Annotated in this window: 15 protein-coding genes and 1 pseudogene; 12 read left to right on the forward strand and 4 right to left on the reverse strand. The window is 35.6% G+C overall.

The genetic code is table 11. The features are described 5' to 3' along the window. The first annotated feature begins 103 nt into the window (after positions 1-103). The gene (locus ACFILT_RS06340; protein ID WP_375679102.1) at positions 104-2,569 is read left to right on the forward strand and encodes a penicillin-binding protein 1A; all 2,466 of its coding nucleotides are present in this window, start codon (positions 104-106) and stop codon (positions 2,567-2,569) included. Positions 2,570-2,739: 170 nt separating this feature from the next. Next, positions 2,740-3,868 (forward strand): peptide chain release factor 2 gene (gene prfB, locus ACFILT_RS06345; RefSeq protein ID WP_375679101.1). Its coding sequence is split into 2 segments (ribosomal slippage): positions 2,740-2,808 and positions 2,810-3,868, totalling 1,128 coding nucleotides; the frame shifts between segments, so codons are not numbered across the junction. A 339-nt stretch (positions 3,869-4,207) separates the two neighbouring features. Here prfB and ACFILT_RS06350 read toward each other — a convergent pair. From ACFILT_RS06350 to ACFILT_RS06360, 3 genes are all read right to left on the reverse strand, one after another. Next, complete coding sequence (locus ACFILT_RS06350; RefSeq protein ID WP_375611894.1) at positions 4,208-4,693, reverse strand: peroxiredoxin; 486 nt, start codon at positions 4,691-4,693, stop codon at positions 4,208-4,210. A gap of 190 nt (positions 4,694-4,883) precedes the next feature. Continuing rightward, the gene (gene tyrS, locus ACFILT_RS06355) at positions 4,884-6,137 is read right to left on the reverse strand and encodes a tyrosine--tRNA ligase (protein WP_375628094.1); all 1,254 of its coding nucleotides are present in this window, start codon (positions 6,135-6,137) and stop codon (positions 4,884-4,886) included. A 321-nt stretch (positions 6,138-6,458) separates the two neighbouring features. Then, positions 6,459-7,139: an alpha/beta hydrolase gene (locus tag ACFILT_RS06360; RefSeq protein ID WP_375632240.1), complete on the reverse strand. Its 681-nt coding sequence runs from the start codon at positions 7,137-7,139 to the stop codon at positions 6,459-6,461. Between the two features lie 160 nt (positions 7,140-7,299). Here ACFILT_RS06360 and ACFILT_RS06365 point away from each other — a divergent pair, with 160 nt between their 5' ends. From ACFILT_RS06365 to ACFILT_RS06410, 10 genes and pseudogenes are all read left to right on the forward strand, one after another. Beyond that, a complete protein-coding gene (locus tag ACFILT_RS06365) occupies positions 7,300-8,445 on the forward strand; it encodes a cysteine desulfurase family protein (protein WP_375679100.1) in 1,146 nt (381 codons plus the stop codon). A 170-nt stretch (positions 8,446-8,615) separates the two neighbouring features. Then, a complete protein-coding gene (sufB, locus tag ACFILT_RS06370) occupies positions 8,616-10,127 on the forward strand; it encodes a Fe-S cluster assembly protein SufB (protein ID WP_375679099.1) in 1,512 nt (503 codons plus the stop codon). A gap of 159 nt (positions 10,128-10,286) precedes the next feature. Beyond that, positions 10,287-11,042: a Fe-S cluster assembly ATPase SufC gene (sufC, locus tag ACFILT_RS06375; protein ID WP_375618156.1), complete on the forward strand. Its 756-nt coding sequence runs from the start codon at positions 10,287-10,289 to the stop codon at positions 11,040-11,042. Between the two features lie 11 nt (positions 11,043-11,053). After that, positions 11,054-12,316 carry a Fe-S cluster assembly protein SufD gene (sufD, locus tag ACFILT_RS06380; protein ID WP_375679761.1) on the forward strand — a complete coding sequence of 421 codons (1,263 nt, stop codon included), beginning with the start codon at positions 11,054-11,056 and terminating at the stop codon, positions 12,314-12,316. A gap of 10 nt (positions 12,317-12,326) precedes the next feature. Beyond that, positions 12,327-13,571, forward strand: coding sequence for a cysteine desulfurase (locus ACFILT_RS06385; protein WP_273791254.1), 1,245 nt, complete (start codon positions 12,327-12,329; stop codon positions 13,569-13,571). Further along, the gene (locus tag ACFILT_RS06390) at positions 13,564-13,965 is read left to right on the forward strand and encodes an SUF system Fe-S cluster assembly protein (protein WP_273791253.1); all 402 of its coding nucleotides are present in this window, start codon (positions 13,564-13,566) and stop codon (positions 13,963-13,965) included. The genes ACFILT_RS06385 and ACFILT_RS06390 overlap by 8 nt, the downstream gene beginning before the upstream one ends. 83 nt (positions 13,966-14,048) lie before the next feature. After that, positions 14,049-14,798 (forward strand): site-specific DNA-methyltransferase, encoded by a 750-nt coding sequence (locus tag ACFILT_RS06395; RefSeq protein WP_375679762.1) that lies wholly within the window; start codon positions 14,049-14,051, stop codon positions 14,796-14,798. Continuing rightward, positions 14,795-15,688 carry a DNA methyltransferase gene (locus ACFILT_RS06400; protein WP_375679763.1) on the forward strand — a complete coding sequence of 298 codons (894 nt, stop codon included), beginning with the start codon at positions 14,795-14,797 and terminating at the stop codon, positions 15,686-15,688. The genes ACFILT_RS06395 and ACFILT_RS06400 overlap by 4 nt, the downstream gene beginning before the upstream one ends. Positions 15,689-15,710: 22 nt before the next feature. Next, positions 15,711-18,465: pseudogene (locus tag ACFILT_RS06405) on the forward strand (DEAD/DEAH box helicase). Between the two features lie 377 nt (positions 18,466-18,842). After that, positions 18,843-19,781: a COG2958 family protein gene (locus tag ACFILT_RS06410; protein ID WP_375679095.1), complete on the forward strand. Its 939-nt coding sequence runs from the start codon at positions 18,843-18,845 to the stop codon at positions 19,779-19,781. Positions 19,782-20,425: 644 nt separating this feature from the next. Here the strand turns inward: ACFILT_RS06410 and sodC are convergent. Next, positions 20,426-20,953 (reverse strand): superoxide dismutase [Cu-Zn] SodC, encoded by a 528-nt coding sequence (gene sodC, locus ACFILT_RS06415; RefSeq protein ID WP_375679094.1) that lies wholly within the window; start codon positions 20,951-20,953, stop codon positions 20,426-20,428. Between the last annotated feature and the right edge of the window lie 282 nt (positions 20,954-21,235).

Consider the following 21,235-nt stretch of genomic DNA (forward strand, 5'->3'; position numbering starts at 1 on the left):
AACAATTTCTCTTGATCTCAATCTTGTGGTGATATCCACTTGGTGTGTTTGAAGTAACGTATTTTTTCTTTAATTAATTCTTAAGAAAGCGATAGCCGTTTTTATGATGATTTTTTTAAGATATCTTCTTCGTTTTTTTATTGTTATTGGACTTTATGGTGCAATAACGTGGGGTGTTATGACCAGTGGTCAAGCAAATGCACTCCCTGATTATGAAGTTCTTTCACTTTATGAGCCGCCGGTAATGACCCGTGTCCATGCTTCTGATGGCCGTCTTATGGCAGAGTTTGCAACAAAACATCGCCTCTATTTACCGATTCAATCAATACCAAAGCTTGTTATAAATGCTTTCATTTCAGCTGAAGACAAAAACTTTTATCATCATTTTGGTTTAGATCCTGAAGGACTTTCTCGAGCTTTGATCAATAATATTCGTAATATTGGTTCTGGAAGACGTCCTGAGGGTGCATCAACTATAACGCAACAAGTCGCTAAAAACTTCCTTTTAAGTTCAGAAACAACGTTAGAACGTAAATTTAAGGAAGCTATTTTAGCAATGCGTATTGAGAAAACTTATTCAAAAGATCATATTCTCGAACTTTATCTCAATGAAATTTATCTGGGTCGTGGCACTTATGGCATAGCTGCTGCTTCATTGACCTATTTCAATAAATCCGTCAATGACCTGACGCTAGAACAATGTGCTTATTTGGCTGCTCTTCCAAAAGGACCAGCAAATTATGATCCATTTAAGAATACACAGCGTGCTATTGATCGGCGTAATTGGGTTATAGACCGGATGATTGCAAATGGATATGTAACACGTGAACAAGGTGAAAAAGCGAAAGCTAAACCTTTAGGAGCGACAATCCGTGGGAGTGATAGCTATGTTTTTGCAGCTGATTATTTTACTGAAGAAGTGCGGCGTCGTTTAATACATCGCTATGGGGCTAAAACACTTTATGAAGGTGGGCTTTCCATTCGTACAACGCTTGATCCGCATTTACAACTTATTGCGCGACGTGCTTTGCACGATGGATTAATTAGATTTGATCATGCGCAAGGATGGCGTGGAGCTTATGCGCATATTGATGAGAAAGTTGATTGGGGGACAGAACTTGCAGATATCACAGGGCTAAGTGATGTTCCTGAATGGCGTTTAGCTGTTGTTCTTTCTACTAATCCCAACAAAGTAGAGATTGGTTTACAGCCACAGCGCGAAGCTTCAGGTATATTATCAAAAAAACGGGAAATTGCTGTTTTATCTGAAGCTGATTCAAAATGGGCACTCCATGTTGTAAAAGAAAATGGTTATCGAAAAACTGTTCAGAGCTTATCTCATGTTCTACAAGTTGGGGATGTCATTTTTGTTGAAAAACTATCCAATACAAACAACACTTATCGTTTACAACAAATTCCAAAGGTTGAAGGTGCAATTGTTGCTATGGAACCTCATACAGGGCGCGTTCTTGCTATGGTGGGAGGATTTTCTTTTGCCGCATCTGAATTCAATCGTGCAACCCAAGCTTATCGCCAACCGGGATCTGCTTTTAAGCCTTTTGTTTATGCAGCAGCTCTTGATAACGGATATACACCAGCATCCGTTGTTTTAGATGGTCCCATTGAAGTTCGTCAATATAATGGTGAAGTTTGGCAACCCAAAAATTATGGAGGTACCTTTGCAGGACCTTCAACGTTGCGTTATGGTATTGAGCGTTCTCGTAATCTTATGACAATACGGCTTGCCAATGATATGGGAATGCCTCTTGTCGCTGAATATGCAGAACGCTTTGGGATCGTAGATAAATTGCAGCCTTATCTTCCTATGGCTTTAGGAGCTGGAGAAACAACAGTATTACGAATGGTTACAGCTTATTCCGTTATTGCCAATGGCGGACGCTCTATTAAACCTTCTCTGATAGACAGAATTCAAGATCGTTATGGGAAGACAATTTATCGTCATGATGATCGTATTTGCGAAAATTGTAATACGAATTCATGGAATAATCAAAGTGAACCCACATTGATTGATGAGCGAGATCAAGTTCTTGACCCTATGACGGCTTATCAAATTACATCGATGATGGAAGGGGTTGTTCAGCGTGGTACTGCGGCACGTTTACGTTATCTTAATCGACATATTGCCGCTAAAACAGGAACAACCAATGACTCTAAGGATGTCTGGTTTATGGGATTTACTCCTGACATTGTCGTTGGTATTTTTGTCGGTTATGATCAACCAGCTCCGTTAGGATATAATGGAACAGGAAGTTCATTAGCTGCACCTATTTTTGGTGATTTTATGACAGATGCTCTTAAAGGGAAGCCAGATGTTCCCTTTAAGATGCCAAAGGGTATGATTTTAATGCCAATTAATCGAAAAACAGGAATGCTTGCCGAAAGAGGAGATCAAGATGTCATTATAGAAGCATTTAAACCAGGGACTGGGCCTGCTGATATATATCAAGTTATTGGGAGTACAAATTCTTTTCAAGAAGGTGTTCCTGCAGTAACGACTTCTCCACAAGTCAACAAAGCACTTGAAAGTGGGACAGGTGGGCTGTATTAATCGACAAAATCTCCTTTTGCCATGAGTCATGGTTTTTATCTCTTTTTTACAATGTCGGTTCTATAAATAGAGTGATAGAACTGTACCATTTTCTGATAGCAGCTATTAAATTTGTATAAAATGCTAAGAGACACAAACAAAAAGAGTTTTTAAAAATACGGTGTTAAATTATGCGAGCAGAAATAGAAACATTAGTTGATGAAATCCAGAAAGCAATACAATTGCTAAGGGGGCATCTTTGACTGGGATCAATCACTAAAGCGTCTTGAATATCTTAATCAAAAAGCGGAAGATCCATCATTATGGGATGATGCACAACGAGCACAGGATATGATGCGTGAGCGTCAACGTCTTGATAATTCAATCAATGGTCTTTTATCATTTACAAAAACACTTGAAGAATGCATTGAGCTTATTGCGATGGGCGAAGAAGAAAGTGATGTGGAAATTATCGCTGATGCAGAAAGATCAATACGTAATCTTAAAAATGAGATAGATAAAAGGCAAATTGACGTACTTCTTTCAGGAGAGGCAGATCCGAATGATACCTATTTAGAAGTTCATGCTGGAGCAGGGGGAACAGAAAGCCAAGATTGGGCTTCTATGCTCTTACGTATGTATATGCGATGGGCTGAACAGCATGAAATGAAGGTTGAGATTTTAGAAATTCATGATGGAGAAGAAGCAGGAATAAAGTCAGCGACTATTCTTGTAAAAGGGCATAATGCTTATGGAATGTTAAAAACAGAATCAGGCGTTCATCGCTTAGTGCGGATTTCTCCATTTGATTCGAATGCAAAGCGCCATACTTCTTTTGCGAGCATTTGGGTTTATCCAGTTATTGATGACAATATTGAAGTTGATGTTTCAGAGGCAGATGTGCGTATTGATACGTATCGTGCATCTGGAGCAGGAGGACAACATGTTAACACGACAGATTCTGCTGTTCGCATCACACATATAAAAACGGGTATTGTTGTTCAATGTCAAACAGAGCGTTCTCAACATAAAAATCGCGCTACGGCTTGGTCGATGTTGCGTGCACGGCTTTATGAAGAAGAGCTTAAAAAAAGAGAAGAAGAAACCAATGCTGCTGAATCTTCTAAAACAGAAATCGGATGGGGACATCAAATTAGATCTTATGTTCTTCAACCCTACCAGCTTGTCAAAGATTTGCGTACAGGAATTGAAAATACGGATCCACAATCCGTACTTAATGGTAATTTAGATGCATTTATAGAGGCAGCACTCGCACGGCGCATTCATAGACAAGACAAAAAAATTGAGGATATTCGTTAATTATATATCCTTCCTTCAAGCCATGTAGATTTTTTCTTAAGCTGTTCGTTTTACTGATGTTGTGATGTTACGATAGTCCTTGATACTTTAAAGGTTTAAAGAGGGATTTTTTTGTTTCTTTCTTCATTTTTTTCTCACACACCAATTCTGCTTATGATATTGCAAGTGATAGGAAGAATCTAAAATAAGAAAAATTTGGGATATTCGAGGGACTAATATAAATGTAAAACAATTCATTATCCTTATAAATCAATATATTGTAAAAATTGAATCCGTTGAAAAACTAAAATCAATTAGGGAGAATAACTTTTGCTTTTGAAGATAAATCAAACACTCAATTTACAAGTTACCATTATGATATAAAAGTGTTGCAGTAGCTAAAACATTTTCAGCATGCCCAGATACGCTTACTTTGCGCCATTCTTCTACTATTATTCCATTTGCATCAATTAAAAAAGTGCTCCGTTCAACTCCCATATATTTGCGTCCATACATGCTTTTCTCAACCCAAACACCATAAGCTTCGAGGGTCGTTTTTTCTTCATCAGAAACCAAGATGACATCAAGTTCATGTTTTATTTTAAATTTATCATGTTTTTTTACATTATCTGGAGAGATTCCAATAACAGCAACACCGATTTCATCAAATTTCATCTTTAATTTTGTGAAATCAAGTGCTTCACTTGTGCAACCACTGGTGTCATCTTTGGGATAAAAATATAAAACAACAGGCTTTCCTTTAAAGTCAGAAAGACACACTGTCTCTCCTCCATCGCGCGGCAAAGTAAAATCAGGAGCAAGAGCACCTTTCATTGGTCTTGTCATTGTTTTCATCTTTCTTTTTTGTGTAACAGGTATAAGATATCAGATTACACAGAAGAAAAGAACTATTCAACTCTCTAGAATTTTATCGTTTTGAAGAGACTTTTATTTCCCTAACAAAATTCGCCCTATCACAACGATTGAATTGAAAGAACAAGCTCGACGTGAACAACATAAACAAAACAGCAAAAGATTATACTGGTTTCATCACAACATGTTTTTTCTTACCAAAAGAAAGTTTAATGGTTCCTTCTGCACTGACATCCCCTTCAATAATAAGATGTGTTTCATCCTCAATAATTTGATCATTTACACGGACACCTCCACCTTGAACGTGTCGGCGTGCCTCACTATTAGATCTAGCGAGTCCTGCTTCTACTAAAAGAGTGAGCAATCCAACACCTTTTTTTAATTCTGAGGCATTAATTTCAACAGTTGGAAGATTTTCTCCCAGAGTTTTTTCTTCAAACGTCTTGCGAGCCGTTTCTGCTGCTGCATCAGCAAGAACACGTCCATGCAACATTGCTGTAATTTCTGTTGCAAGAATTTTTTTTGCTTCGTTAATTTCAGTTCCTTGTAATAGAGAAAGTTTAAGAATCTCATCCATCGGCAATGGAGTATAGAGCTTTAGAAATCGTGTTACATCAGCATCTTCTGTATTGCGCCAGTATTGCCAAAATTGATAAGGTGAGAGTTTATCCGCATTTAGCCATACAGCCCCATTCAATGATTTACCCATTTTGGCACCGGAAGAGGTTGTCAGCAATGGTGATGTTAACGCATATAATTGCGGTGTTCCTAAACGATGTCCTAATTCGATTCCGTTAATAATGTTGCCCCACTGATCAGAGCCCCCCATTTGCATACGCAACCCATAACGTTTATAAAGTTCAACAAAGTCATAAGCTTGCAGAATCATATAATTAAACTCTAAGAATGACAAAGAGTGCTCACGCTCAAGTCTGAGTCTGACAGAATCAAATGACAACATACGGTTGACAGAAAAATGCTTTCCTACATCACGCAAAAATTCTAAGTAGTTTAAATTGCATAACCATTCAGCATTATTCACAATACAAGCATCAGTTTCTCGGTCACCGAATGTCAAATAGTTAGCAAATACCTTTTTAATACCATCAATATTTGCAGCAATATCATCTTGTGTCAGAAGGCGTCGCGCTTCGTCTTTGAAAGAAGGATCACCAATCAATCCGGTTCCTCCACCCATTAAAGCAATGGGGCGATGACCCGTTTTTTGTAACCAATAAAGCATCATAATCTGAAGAAGACTTCCAGCATGTAAACTCGATGCTGTTGGATCAAATCCAGTATAAGCGCTTACAGTTTCTTTTGAAAAAAGATCATCTAAGCCTTTTTCATCTGAAATTTGGTGGATAAAACCACGTTCGCTCATAATGTGTAAAAAATCAGATTTAAAGGCAAACACAGATTTAATTTCCTAATTTAAGAGTGCATTATTTTATATAATAGGCGATTATATAACGAATTATTAATGCGTTATCTATCATAACTGACGCACACCTCACAAGAGAAAGAGACATATTGGTAGTATAAAGATAATAATACAGGTATTATTATCTTTATACGCTAAAAAAGAGACTTCTTAGTAATAGAAAAAAGGTATTCTGTTATTCTCATTTCTATCCTGAAATAAAATTTAGAAAAGTTTTAAATGCAGACTAAAAAAATTACTTTGTTATGATCAGAGACGATTTTTGCTAATTTTTTATAAATCTATCGTATGTTCCTAAGTTAGTGAAAGTATTTCAGGAGGAGGAGCGAGAAGTTCATTGGAGATATGGTTATCCAAATAGTGGGCACATCGTTCAATAAGTTCTTCATGACATCCACTGAAAAAGTGATTAGCTTCTTCCAATATTTCTTGTGTAATGATGATACCTTTTTGTGTTTTTAATTTATCGACAAGTATTTGAACATCTTTTGGAGGGGCAACTTTATCGATACCGCCATGAATGATAAGTCCAGAAGAGGGACAAGGTGCAAGAAATGAAAAGTCATAAACATTAGGCTGAGGGGCAACTGAGATAAATCCCTCAATTTCCGGTCGGCGCATTAAAAGCTGCATACCAATCCATGCTCCAAATGAGTATCCTGCTACCCAACAATTTTTAGAGTCTGGATGTTGTGTTTGAACCCAATCGAGAGCAGCAGCAGCATCTGAAAGTTCTCCTATTCCATAATCAAATTCACCCTGACTACGACCAATACCACGAAAGTTAAAACGTAAAGTTGTAAAGCCACGTTGTTGGAACATATAAAAAAGGTCATAGACAATTTTATGATTCATAGTTCCACCAAATTGGGGATGAGGATGCAAGATGATCGCAATGGGTGCATTTTTTTGTTGTGAAGGTTGATAACGCCCTTCGAGCCGACCCGCGGGACCGTTAAAAATAATTTCTGGCATAAAATGCTCCTTAATGCAATAAAAGGCTCTCTTTGACCCTGGTCGACTTTTACCATAGAATCTCTTAAATAATTATTAGATATTCTTTTTTTAGTGCACTTTTCAAGAAAAATGCGCTATTTTTTCAATCAATTCATAAGATTAATGATTGCGATGTAAAATGGTTATAAAACGCCGATATTTTGATCATAACGCAACAACACCGCTCAAAAAAGTGGCACGGATAGCGTTACTGGAATCTTTAGAGATATTTGGTAATCCATCATCGGTTCATAAGGAAGGGCGTGCCGCTAAAACTTTGTTACAAAAGGCCCGTCGGCAAATCGCTGAAAATCTTAAAACAGATCCAGATCACGTGGTATTTACCTCTGGTGCGAGTGAGGCTGCAATGACTTTGTTAACACCCTTTTACAATATGGGGAAAGCAAAAGTTAAATTTTCTCATCTTTACCTTGGAGCGACTGAACATCCCTCTGTTGCAGAGGGAGGACGTTTTTCTAAAGAGTTGATAAGCGTCATTGATGTTGATCAAGATGGGCTCATACAACAAGATAAATTAACATCACTCTTAACGGTTCACGATAAAATAAAAGGTTTACCTCTTGTTGCTATTCAAGCTGCAAATAGTGAAACGGGTGTTATTCAACCGTTAACAGAAATCGCCGCTATTGTTCGGGATTTAGGAGGCACTCTTATAGTTGATTTGACACAATATATAGATAAAAATTTTGTGGATATTAATCAGCTAGGAGGAGACTTTTTTATACTGTCTGCACATAAAGTTGGTGGTCCTAAAGGAATAGGTGCTTTTGTTTCATGTGGTAATCTTCTCATGCCACACCCTCTTATTATTGGGGGAGGACAAGAAAAAGGTCTCCGTGGAGGAACAGAAGCATTGCCTCTTATTGCTGCTTTTGGGGCAGCAATGACTGATTGCTTCACACAGGAGGAAATAAAACAGTTAATATATTTACGCAATAAATTAGAAGCTGGACTACAAAAAATAAGTAAAAATGTTGAGATTTTTGGCAAAAGAGTTCAACGTTTGCCAAATACAACTTACTTTACCGTGAAAAATATAAAAGCTGAAACGATGCAAATTGCTTTTGATTTAGAAGGGTTTTCTTTATCATCCGGCTCTGCCTGTTCTTCGGGAAAAGTAAAACAAAGCAAAGTGTTGGAGGCAATGGGGTATCATGTTCCAAATGGTGCCATTCGCATTTCGCTAGGGCGTGGCACAACTTCTGAAGATATTGATGATTTTCTGTCGTTTTTTTCTCAAATTATAAACAGGAAAAAAGAATAAAACTTATCACTAAAAAAATAGAAAAATTAGAATTATTTTAAAGATAAAATAAGTTTGATTGAAATTTTTGCACTTTACCTATAGCTTAGGAGATAACTTGCTTACTTTAATATTATAAAAAACAAGACTTTTAGTTACCGGTTTTTGACGCCCAAAAATGGAGAAAATTTATGCCGGCAGTACAAGAAACGATACGCCAAGTACGTGAAATAGATGTTGACCAATATAAATATGGTTTTGAAACCAATATTGAAACCGATAAAGCTCCAAAAGGCTTAAATGAGGATATTATCAAATTTATTTCCGCTAAAAAACATGAGCCTGAATGGATGCTAACATGGCGCTTAAAAGCTTACCGCCGTTGGCTGACAATGCAAGAGCCTCATTGGGCGCGTCTTGAATATCCTAAAATTGATTTTCAGGAGCTTTATTATTATGCTGCTCCTAAAAATCATACAGGACCAAAATCTTTGGATGAAGTGGATCCTGAGTTATTAGCAATGTACGAAAAACTTGGCATTCCCCTTAAAGAACAAGAGATTTTGGCAGGAGTAAGAAAACAGTCTGATCCCTCCACTTTTGATGACAGTATGTCTGTATCGGGGCAGGTGGCTGTTGATGCAGTCTTTGATTCTGTTTCTGTTGTAACAACATTCAAAAAAGAGCTGGCACGTGCTGGTGTGATTTTTTGTTCTATTTCAGAGGCGATTATTGAACATTCTGAGCTTATTAAAGAATATTTAGGAACAGTTGTACCTATAAGTGATAATTATTATGCGGCCTTAAATGCAGCTGTCTTTACGGATGGTTCATTTGTTTATATTCCTAAAGGGGTTCGTTGTCCTATGGAGCTTTCAACTTATTTTAGGATTAATGAACGCAACACTGGCCAATTTGAACGAACATTGATTATCGCCGCTGAAGATTCCTATGTTTCTTATCTTGAAGGGTGTACAGCACCCCAACGTGATGAAAACCAACTTCATGCTGCTGTTGTTGAGCTTATTGCGCTTGAAAATGCAGAGATTAAATATTCTACAGTACAAAACTGGTATCCTGGCGATAAAGATGGAAAGGGCGGTATTTATAATTTTGTGACGAAGCGTGGAGATTGTCGAGGTGATAGCTCTAAAATTTCATGGACACAAGTTGAGACCGGTTCTGCGATTACTTGGAAATATCCATCCTGCTTACTCCGTGGTGATAATGCGCGTGGAGAATTTTATTCTATTGCTGTTGCAAACGGTTATCAACAAATTGATTCTGGTACAAAAATGATTCATTTGGGAAAGAATACATCCAGTCGCATTATTTCCAAAGGTATTTCTGCAGGTTTTTCAAATAACACTTATCGAGGACAAGTCACAGCGCATCGAAAAGCACAAAATGCGCGTAACTTTACGCAATGTGATAGTTTGTTAATCGGAAATGATTGTGGTGCGCATACAGTTCCTTATATTGAAGCAAAAAATGCAACAGCTCAGTTTGAACATGAAGCCACAACATCAAAAATTTCTGATGACCAACTTTTTTATGTTATGCAAAGAGGAATTCCCGAAGAAGAAGCTATCGCATTAATTGTAAATGGTTTTGTAAAAGAGGTCATTCAAAAACTTCCTATGGAATTTGCTGTCGAAGCACAAAAGCTTATTAGTATTAGCCTTGAAGGTAGTGTTGGATAATTTTATTTAATTAAATAAATAGAAGACTTTATGTAAAAAGGCTGTAACGGTAGCACATAATGCTAAAAATGACCTCTATGGTAATTACAAAAGTAGATGGATGCTAAGGTAAAATAATACGCATTGATATCTGAAAAACAGCCAAAACAGGATTAAATTATGTTAGAGATCAAAAATTTGCACGCCCGTATTGCTGAAACCGATACAGAAATTATTCGTGGTTTAAACTTGACAGTTCAAGATGGAGAAGTTGCCGCTATCATGGGACAAAATGGAGCCGGAAAATCAACTTTGTCTTATTTGCTTGCTGGTCGTGATGATTATGAAATAACAGAAGGAGATATTCTCTATAATGGACAATCACTTTTAGAAATGGATCCAGCAGAACGTGCTGCATATGGTGTTTTTCTTGCATTTCAATATCCAATGGAAATACCAGGGGTAGCAACAATGGAATTTTTAAAAGTTGCGATGAATTCTCAACGCAAAGCGCGAGGTGACGAAGAACTTAAAATTCCTGAATTTATAAAATGTGTTAAAGAAGTTTCAGCCAAACTTGAAATAGATATGGATATGCTAAAGCGTCCATTAAATGTAGGTTTTTCAGGTGGAGAAAAAAAACGCGCTGAAATTTTACAAATGGCACTTCTTGAACCTACACTTTGCATTTTAGATGAAACGGATTCTGGTTTAGATATTGATGCACTAAAAATTGTTGCAGATGGTGTTAATAAACTTCGGGATTCAAAACGTTCATTTTTGGTGATTACCCATTATCAACGGCTGCTTAATTATATTATTCCTGATACGGTACATGTTCTTTATAAAGGACAAATTATCAAAAGCGGTGATAAATCCTTAGCGCTTTATTTAGAGCAAAATGGGTATGCTGATCTTATTAGGGAAGCGGTTTGAGGTTATTAAATATGAATGCACAGCAAAACTTGTTAGCGGTTGAAGAAAATATACTCAGTAATTTCAATCAGTATGTAAACCACTTACCTGGTGATAAAGCTGTACAGGAAATCCGCAAGAAAACTATCGAGCAGTTTCAAATGACACGGCTTCCTTCCCGTAAAATCGAAAGTTGGCATTATACCAATCTGCGTACCTTACTGAAGTCTATTAGCAATTTTTCAAAAGTTCAAGACAATCAATTGGTTGATGCATTGCTTTCAGAAAGTGCTGTTTTCTCCATAAACAATGGAAAAACATCGATAGAGTCAAAGATAGACAACATTGCAGTAAAACGCCTTTCAGACGCATTAGAAGATAATTCTGTACAGATAAATCAAAACATTTCTGATGAAGATTTTATTGGACAGTTAAATACAGCTTTTGTTACAGATGGTTGGCTTTTTCACATCCCTGAAAATACAAAGTTAAATATCCCCATTGAATTACAAAATATACAAATGGGGGGACAATCTCATATTTTTTCGGATATAAAAGTTGATAAAAATAGTCAAGTTATGTTTATTGAACATCAGGTTGGCAATGATAAAGATACCTTTGTCAGTTCAATATTTTCATTAAATGTTGCTGCTGATAGTGATGTTACGTGGATTCTCATTCGCAATCGTGATTTTAATTCTACACAATTTGGTCGATTTTGTGCTGTTCTTGATCAAAGAGCGAAGTTATCACTTTATGTCATTAATATAGGGAGTCAATTAAATCGCCAAGAAATCGATATTGAATTACAGGGAGAAGAATCTGATTTTCAATTACGCGTCATAAATTTATTATCAGGACAAACACATAGTGATCTTACAATGACTGTTCGTCACGTGGAAGAAAAATCAACATCAACCGAAATTATACGCAATGTGGTTACAGATAAGGCTGTTGGTGTTTTCCAAGGAATAATACGTGTTTCTCAAAAAGCGCAAAAAACAGATGCACGCATGGCTTGTAATAGCCTTATTCTTTCAGATGATGCAGAATTTAATGCAAAGCCTGAACTGGAGATTTTTGCTGATGATGTTGCGTGCGGTCATGGTGCAACAGTTGCTAATATTAATCATGATTATCTTTTTTATCTTATGGCGCGTGGTATCCCATTTAAAACGGCTCGTGCACTTTTGATTAAAGGATTTATCTCTGAGCTCATTGATGACATCAAGCAGGATAAGATTCAAATCGTTTTGGAGAATATCATTAGTAAATGGCTTGAAAAAAATGTTTAAGGTAGAAAAAATGGAAAATAACGTACAAACATTTACTTATAATGTCGAAGAAATTCGGCGTGATTTTCCTATTTTGCACCATCAAGTTTATGGAAAGCGATTAGCATATCTTGATAGTAGTGCTTCTGCCCAAAAACCAATGTCAGTACTCAATGCAATGAATAATTATTATCACTATAGTTATGCTAATGTGCATAGGGGAATGTATTTTTTAGCCAATATAGCAACACAATCCTATGAAAATTCTCGTGAAACCGTTCGTGTTTTTCTAAATGCTCAAAAAGCTGAAGAAATTGTTTTTACGAAAAATGCAACAGAAGCTATTAATACTGTTGCTTATGGTTGGGCGATGCCAAAACTCAAAGAAGGTGATGAGATTGTTCTAACGATCATGGAACATCATTCAAATATTATTCCTTGGCATTTTCTCCGCGAACAAAAAGGTGTTAAACTTATTTTTGTTCCTGTCGATGAAAATGGTGTTCTGCACATTGAAGATTTCCAAAAGGCTTTAAGCGAAAAAACGCGGCTTGTTGCTATAACGCATATGTCCAATATATTAGGAACTGTGCCTCCTGTTAAAGAGATTATTAAACTAGCACATCAAAATTCTATTCCGGTTCTTGTTGATGGTTCTCAAGGAGCAGTACATTTAACCGTTGATGTGCAAGATCTCGATTGTGATTGGTATGTCTTTACAGGTCATAAGCTTTATGGTCCCACTGGTATTGGTGTTTTGTATGGTAAAGAAGATAGATTAGAAGAAATGCGTCCTTTTCAAGGGGGAGGGGAAATGATCGAGGAGGTAACAACCGATAAGGTGTTTTATAATGCTCCTCCTTACCGTTTTGAAGCAGGTACCCCTCCTATCGTTGAAGCTATTGGATTAACTGCGGCGATTGATTATATACAAGAGAAAGGTCGTAGCACGATTCATGCCCATGAGAGGTCCCTTTTAGCTTATGCGCAGGAAAAACTTAAAATGGTTGAGTCATTGCGTATTTATGGTCATTCTCCCAATAAAGGAGCTATTATATCATTTACAATTGAAGGAATTCACGCCCATGATATCGCTATGTTTATTGATAGAAAAGGGGTTGCAATACGTGCGGGAACTCATTGTGCACAGCCTTTATTACAGCGCTTTGGTCTAACATCTATTTGCCGCGCATCGTTAGCCATGTATAACACTAAAGAAGATATAGATCAATTGGTAGAAGCATTGCAAGAAACAAGGACATTTTTTAATGGCTGAATTAATTGAAGAGCGTCATTCTACAGAATCTGTTGAAACTGTAAGTGAAAATAAAAAATCTTACATATCAGCAATTCCAGCAGATGAAATTGATCGTATGACGAATGATATTATTGCTGCTCTTAAAACAGTTTATGACCCAGAGATTCCTGCTGATATTTATGAGCTAGGACTGATTTATCGTATTGATATTGAAGATGATCGTTCAGTAAAAATTGAAATGACTCTTACAGCACCGGGATGCCCTGTTGCTGGTGAAATGCCGGGGTGGGTAGAAAATGCAGTCAGTGCAGTTGAAGGGGTTTCGTATGTTGAAGTCACTATGACTTTTGATCCACCATGGACACCTGATTGTATGTCAGAAGAAGCTCAAATTGCTGTCGGATGGTACTAAAAGTATTGTTAAGAGACTCTAATTTAGCCATTCATGAATAAGCTGTTTACTTTTCACAAGCGTTTGAATTTAAGGACGATCGCATGAGTTATAATAAACAAAAATTAGAACTTAACTGGATTGGAAAAGAAAAACGCCCAAAACTAGAGCCTCGTATCTTATTAGAGGATCTTGAAAAATCTTATCACGCTTCGCATCAAATATCATCCCAAGATATTTTTGATAATAAACTTATTTTTGGTGACAATTTGCTCGCACTCAAAGCGCTTGAACAAGAATATATGGGGAAGATAAAATGTATCTATATCGATCCGCCTTATAATACAGGCAATGCCTTTAAACATTATGAAGATGGTTTAGAGCATTCCATATGGCTCAGCCTTATGAGAGACAGGCTAGAATTGTTACATCATTTACTGGCGGATGATGGAAGTATCTGGATATCAATTGATGATGATGAACAAGCCTATCTTAAAGTGATGATGGATGAAATTTTTGGTCGCCAAAATTTCATCAACAATATTATTTGGCAAAAGAAATATGCTCCACAAAATGATACAAAATGGCTTTCCGATAACCATGATTTTATCATGGTTTATGCCAAAGATAAAACGATTTGGCGCCCTCAATTGCTTCCTCGTTCAAACAATATGGATGCGCGCTATAAAAATCCTGATAATGATCCTCGCGGTCCTTGGAAATCTGGAGATTTATCCGTAAAAAGAGTAACACCTAAGGATATTTATGAAATCATCACACCTTCTGGACGCAAGGTAATGCCTCCTAATGGTAGAAGTTGGGCTATGAATAAAAAAAATTCTTTGAATTATTGAACGATAATCGTATTTGGTTTGGTCCAACAGGAAGTAATGTTCCTTCTATGAAACGTTTTTTATCAGAAGTAAAAAATGGTATGGTTTCAATGACGATTTGGCTCTATATAGAAGTGGGACACAACCAAGATGCCAAAAGAGAAGTCAAAGTTTTTAATTCTGATAATGTCTTTACAACTCCCAAACCTGAGCGGTTAATGGAACGCATCATTCAACTTGCCACTAATCCTGGTGATCTTGTTTTAGATTCTTTTGCGGGTTCCGGCACAACCGGTGCTGTTGCTCATAAAATGGGAAGAAAGTGGATTATGATTGAACTTGGTGAACATTGTCACACCCACATTATCCCTCGTTTAAAACAAGTCATTGATGGAACTGATCAAGGGGGAATTTCCAAAAGTGTCAATTGGCAAGGTGGCGGTGGATTTCGTTATTATAGTCTTGCACCTTCTCTGTTGCAAAAAGATCCATGGGGACAATGGATTATTAGTCGCGAATATAATGCTGCGATGCTTTCAGAAGCAATGTGCAAACATATGGGATTTACCTATGCACCTGATGAAAATCATTATTGGATGCAAGGGTACTCAACCGAAACAGATTATATTTATGTCACAACAAGCGCTATGACCCATGAACAACTCCGTATAATGAGTGAAGAGGTAGGCTCTCATCGCACATTGCTGATTTGTGGTACAGCCTTTGATACAAAATCAGCATCCTTTGAAAATCTGACACTCACTAAAATCCCCCGTGCAGTGTTAGAAAAATGCGAATGGGGAAGGGACGATTATAGTTTAAATGTAGCCAATCTTGAACCAGTGATTGTGGTAAAAGAAAACAACAAAAATAAAGATATTGCGCAAGCAGAATTAGATTTATTTGAATAGTATATAAAAAGCGGAGTTTTTCATGAACACTATTGAAAAAAGGATTTCTGCTCGCTTATCGTTACGTGATCCTCAACGTGAATCTTTAAATATTTTGGTAAAAATCTTAGGAAATATAGAGCTTTCTAAAAATGCTGATTTGGTTGCAGAGTTAGAAGTGATAAAAAATCTTTATCCTTCTGTACAAGATTTTGAACGAAACTTTCCCTCTTTTTGTTTTGCCTTAGCAACGGGTGTTGGAAAAACGCGACTTATGGGGGCTTTTATTAGCTATCTTTATTTAACAGGTCGCAGTCGCCATTTTTTTGTTTTAGCGCCAAATTTGACTATTTATGAAAAGTTAAAACAGGATTTTAGTCCCCAAAGTCCGAAGTATGTTTTCAGTGGAATGAGTGAATTTATTGCCAATAGACCCGTTATTATTACAGGTGAAGATTATGAAAGTGGTAAAGGTATTCGCGTTGATGAACACCATTTTGAAGGACAAAAGCGTTTGTTTGAGAATAGAGATACGGCCTTTATCAATATTTTTAATATTTCTAAAATTAATACAACAGATAATAAAAAAGGCGCACTAAAATCTAGTATTCCGCGAATTAAACGCTTACAAGAAACGATTGGTGAAAGTTATTTTGATTATCTCGCAAATCTTCCTGATTTAGTTTTGTTAATGGATGAAGCACATCGTTATCGAGCTTCTGCTGGTGCGGCAGCAATTAATGAGTTAAAACCTGTTTTAGGAATAGAGCTTACAGCGACACCAAAAACAATAGGTGCAAAACCCGTAGATTTTAAAAATGTTGTCTATAGTTATTCACTTGCAGAGGCTATGAGGGATGGTTTTGTAAAAGAGCCTGCTGTTGCTACACGTAAAGATTTTCAACCTCAAAATTATACATCTGAACAATTAGAACATATCAAATTACAAGATGCAATTCATGCCCATGAAAACGTGAAAGCAGATTTAATTGTCTATGCAAAAGATTATAACAAAAAGTTCGTTAAGCCTTTTATTTTAGTTGTCGCTCAAGATACAAATCATGCACAGAAATTGCGTGATTTATTGGAATCAGATGATTTTTTTGCAGGAGCTTATAAGGGAAAAGTTATAGAGATTCATACAAAACAGTCGAATATAGAAGAAGATCAAAATATTCAAAAGCTGATTGCAATTGAAGATTCTCATAACCCAACAGAAATTGTTATTCACGTTAATAAATTAAAGGAGGGGTGGGATGTTACGAATCTCTATACTATTGTACCGTTGCGTGCATCGGCTTCAGAAATTTTAACAGAGCAAACAATTGGGCGTGGATTGCGTTTGGCTTATGGGTATAGAACAGGCGTGGAAGCTATTGATCGTTTAACAATTATTGCGCATGATCGTTTTCAAGATATTATTGATCGTGCAAACGATCCAAACTCAATTATAAAAAAGCATATTGAGATTGGAACAGGAGGGAATATCCCCTTTGAAAAGACCGATATAGTGACAGTTCCAAGTCAAGTAGAAGCTTTATTGATGCAAACGATGGTAACACGTAATTCCGATATAAATGGAGCATCTTCTGATTTACAAAGTATCATATTACGTAATACAGATTCCCCTACATTAACACCTGAAGAGCAAGATATTGTAGCGATCGCGTGGGATCTTATCAAAGAGAATGATAAATTGTCAAGTTCTCAAATGCTTTGTTCTACACAGATACAAGAAAAAATTGCTAATAAAGTTATGAATATTAAGCCTTCATCACAAAAGTCTCTTGTATCAAAAGTGGTGACAATTCTGACAAAACAATTAACAGAACTGATAATAGATATTCCAAATATTATACTCATACCTTCGCGTGATGTTATTTATGGTTTTTATGATTTTGATTTAAAAAATCTAGAAAGCTTAAATTTTCAACCTGTTAGTAAAGAACTTTTAATTCGAGAATTGCGTACCCATAAAAGCATTTTTCTTACTTCTAAGAATGAATATGTAAAAGAGCCTTATCTTGAAAACTACATCATTCGTGGTTTGATTGATAATGACTTTGTCGATTATGATAACCATACGCTCTTATTACGAAAATTAGCTAGTCAGATAGTAGAACATTTCCGACCTTATTTACCCAATGATACAGCTGTTGAGAACGTCTTAATTCACTATCAGCACAAGCTTACTAGTTTTATTGTTGCGCAATTAAGAGAACATCAATGGGAAACGCAAAAAGATTATGCGGTTAAAGTTACACGAGGTTTTACAACTTTATCACCTATCCATTATGTGTTACCGCAAGGGACGTCTCCTCTTGATTTTCGTAATATTCCTGCCATTAAAAGTGATATTAAAAAACTTGTATTCAGCGGCTTTAGTAAATGCTGTTATCCTTTACAAAAGTTTGATTCAGTAGAAGGGGAATTACGATTTGCTCAAATATTAGAGGATGATGCACAAGTCTTGAAATGGATAAAACCCGCTCGAGGTTTTTTCAGAATAGAATATGATAAAGGATCAATCTATGAACCGGACTTTGTTGTAGAAACGAAGGATGCCAAATATCTTTGTGAGCCTAAAAAAGCCTCTGAAATGCAAAATCCTATTGTTTTAAAAAAGAGAGAAGCTGGCAGTTCAATGGTGTTGTTATGCAACGCGCTATGCGGCGACTTATGGCGATAAAAAATGGTATTATGTTCTTATTCCCCATGATGCTATTAAAGCAAATAGTAGTTTTGAAGGTTTGTGTGCAGAGTTTACCATTTCAGAATCTATACTTGAGAGCTCGTAACTTTTTGCTTCAAAAATAAAACACATAAGTTTTTTTAATTGACGGGTGTGAGGTTCAATCAAATGTTTGAATAATTATTTTTAACTTTTTTCTAACGACGTTAAAATAAAAAGAAAAATGTATAGAAAAGTTATACAAGATTATGCTTTTGTATGGGGATTTGTAGCACATTTACAATTTTTTATAAAAGTACAATCTTATTTTCGTTATGTGAAAAGATCTTTGAGTTATAGTCATAAATTAAAAAAATATTTTGATTTTATTGAGTAATTTGATAAATGTTCTTTTTTTTAAAAACTTAAACAGTTTATTGTTCTTTCATTTAAAACGCCTGAATATAATGAAATACCCAGAGGATAAAAGGGGGAGTTTTTCATATGACTTTAAATTTAACAAACACTGTTTTTAATTTTTTAAAGAAAAACCCGACAAAAAAGTTTACAGCTCGAGAAATTGCTCAATGGATATTTGAAAATTACCCAGAGAAATGCCGCCAAAAACAAAAGCATTCAACGGCGATAATCAATCCCCTTAATAGTGATACAGTTCTTATTCAGCAAATTGTTGCTGAAATAGGATCGCAGCGCCCTCAATTACAAAAGCGTTATTCAGAAATTAAAACCACTGAAGGACGACCGCGACAATATTATTTTACTAAACAAACAGATAGTGCTGAAATTGACGCAATAGAGGACAATGCAAAGAGTAGAACAGAAGGTAGCTCTGTTAAAGAGCATGATCTTTATCCGTTATTATCTAAATTTTTATGGTCAGAGCTTGCAGTTTATAGCAAGCGCATTAATGAGAAATGTTCTCGTAATAAACATGGTGCAGGCGGAAATAAATGGCTTTATCCAGATCTCGTAGGGATGCAAGATTTAAGCAAGGAATGGAATCGTGAAATCAAAGACTGTGTTTTGCAATATTTTGATAAAAAGACAAAGCTTTGGTCTTTTGAAGTAAAAATTCTCATCAATCGTTCAAATTTACGAAAAGCATTTTTTCAAACAGTTAGTAATTCTTCATGGGCTAATTTGAGTTATTTAGTAGCTAGTGAAATTGAAGGAGTTGATACATTAAAAGAGCTTCGGATGCTTTCAAGTTTGCATGGAATTGGATTTATAAGACTTAATAAGGAAAACTCTTCCGAGAGTGAGATCTTAATTCCTGCCAAAGAACGTAGTGATATTGATTGGGATACTGCTAATAGATTAGTGGAGGAAAACAAAGATTTTCTTGATTATATTAAGCTCATTCGTCAATTTTATCAAACTGGTGAGATGCGTCCTCTAGATTGGGATCATATGTATCTATGAGGGGTATTTTTAAAAAGACTCTATTGTTTAAAAGCCTTTTTTCAGAATGATGAAAAATTACTCTAACTATTTTATTTGTCTTATTATATTGGTATAATATGTTGATTTACTAATGATAATTAGTCTTTAAACTTAAATGAGGGGAATGAATATCCTAGTATTCAATCCTTTTAAACCATCTCATATTGATATTGTATCAATTAAAATTTTTCTCACGTACCTCATGAGTAGGGTTGAGTAGGGGAAGAGTAAAAATTCTGTTTTAAGCCTGTTCTATTTTGTGCATTGAGCGTGATTCCATTAGATACTAGACTTAATGATTATAATTTATTATAAATTTGCTATTATAGAGGGTGAAATTCGACTTTTTTGCTTTGTTTACATCAAGCATGGAAAATATTACTTCCTCATATTGAAGTCTTCTTACGGAGAATTTACACTACTATTTCTTTAATTTCCATTGCTGTTCGTTTTGATGATTACTAAGCTTTTTGTTATCCGAAGTAAACATTCAAAAAAACATTAATTTTATAAAATATTCACATAGTTTACTCAATTTCTTGAAATAGATTTAAAAAATAAATTTCTCTCACACCTTATGGTAAAGGAAGTGTGTACTGTCGCAGTCTGCCACAATACTCTCTTTATTTTTCAATAATACCGCACGCTAAACGTGAACCACCTCCGCCAAGCGGTAATGGTTTATCTGATTGATTATCAGCCCCTAAATGAATGACTAAAGAGCGCCCTTTAATTTCAGAGATTTTTTTTAATCGTGGAGCAAGAACGCTCATTATGGCATATCCCTTCTTATCAACATAAAGTGCTGGTAAATCACCAAGATGACCATTGACATTATAAGGTCCTAAATGTTTTCCGGTATGTTCCGGATCATAATGTCCACCTGCGCTTCCACCAATTATACCATCTTTTTTATCACATGAAGGATTTACATGTACATGAAAACCATGTATTCCTTCTGATAAAGTAGATAAATTAGGGATGAAAATCAAACCGTGTATGTTTTCTTCAATTTTAATGCTACCAATAGCCTTTTTGGAATTGTTATCTTCTAATTTATAAATATTTACTTGTTTTGATAGTGCTAATGCAGAATTTTTATGAATTAAAAATGCCATAAAAAACAATAATGATAATAATATTTTTTTCATGAAATACCTTTATACTTATCTTTAAATAGATTATTATCTATAAATAATAATCTATACTAATTATATGTTATATAAGTGTCTTAAATTGAACTTTAAAAAAAATAATTTACATAGAAATATTAGTTTTTATAAAGAGCAAATAAAATAAAGTATGTTTATATATATTTCTGAACATAACTTTTATTTTTTGATCTATAAAAAATACAGCTTTTATGGATGGATAATTATATCTCACTTACATTTCTTCAAGAGATGTGTTTAAAAAATCTACTTTTTGAGGTA

Source organism: Bartonella sp. AP7XZML, from assembly GCF_042195745.1.
Classification (GTDB): Bacteria; Pseudomonadota; Alphaproteobacteria; order Rhizobiales; family Rhizobiaceae; genus Bartonella.

Coding starts and splice junctions, on each gene's coding strand:
- sodC (WP_375679094.1), bottom strand. CDS start 20,953: ATGAAAAAAATATTATTATCATTATTGTTTTTTATGGCATTTTTAATT.
- ACFILT_RS06385 (WP_273791254.1), top strand. CDS start 12,327: ATGGAAAATAACGTACAAACATTTACTTATAATGTCGAAGAAATTCGG.
- ACFILT_RS06340 (WP_375679102.1), top strand. CDS start 104: ATGATGATTTTTTTAAGATATCTTCTTCGTTTTTTTATTGTTATTGGA.
- ACFILT_RS06365 (WP_375679100.1), top strand. CDS start 7,300: ATGGTTATAAAACGCCGATATTTTGATCATAACGCAACAACACCGCTC.
- ACFILT_RS06410 (WP_375679095.1), top strand. CDS start 18,843: ATGACTTTAAATTTAACAAACACTGTTTTTAATTTTTTAAAGAAAAAC.
- ACFILT_RS06350 (WP_375611894.1), bottom strand. CDS start 4,693: ATGACAAGACCAATGAAAGGTGCTCTTGCTCCTGATTTTACTTTGCCG.
- sufD (WP_375679761.1), top strand. CDS start 11,054: ATGAATGCACAGCAAAACTTGTTAGCGGTTGAAGAAAATATACTCAGT.
- sufB (WP_375679099.1), top strand. CDS start 8,616: ATGCCGGCAGTACAAGAAACGATACGCCAAGTACGTGAAATAGATGTT.
- ACFILT_RS06395 (WP_375679762.1), top strand. CDS start 14,049: ATGAGTTATAATAAACAAAAATTAGAACTTAACTGGATTGGAAAAGAA.
- sufC (WP_375618156.1), top strand. CDS start 10,287: ATGTTAGAGATCAAAAATTTGCACGCCCGTATTGCTGAAACCGATACA.
- ACFILT_RS06390 (WP_273791253.1), top strand. CDS start 13,564: ATGGCTGAATTAATTGAAGAGCGTCATTCTACAGAATCTGTTGAAACT.
- ACFILT_RS06360 (WP_375632240.1), bottom strand. CDS start 7,139: ATGCCAGAAATTATTTTTAACGGTCCCGCGGGTCGGCTCGAAGGGCGT.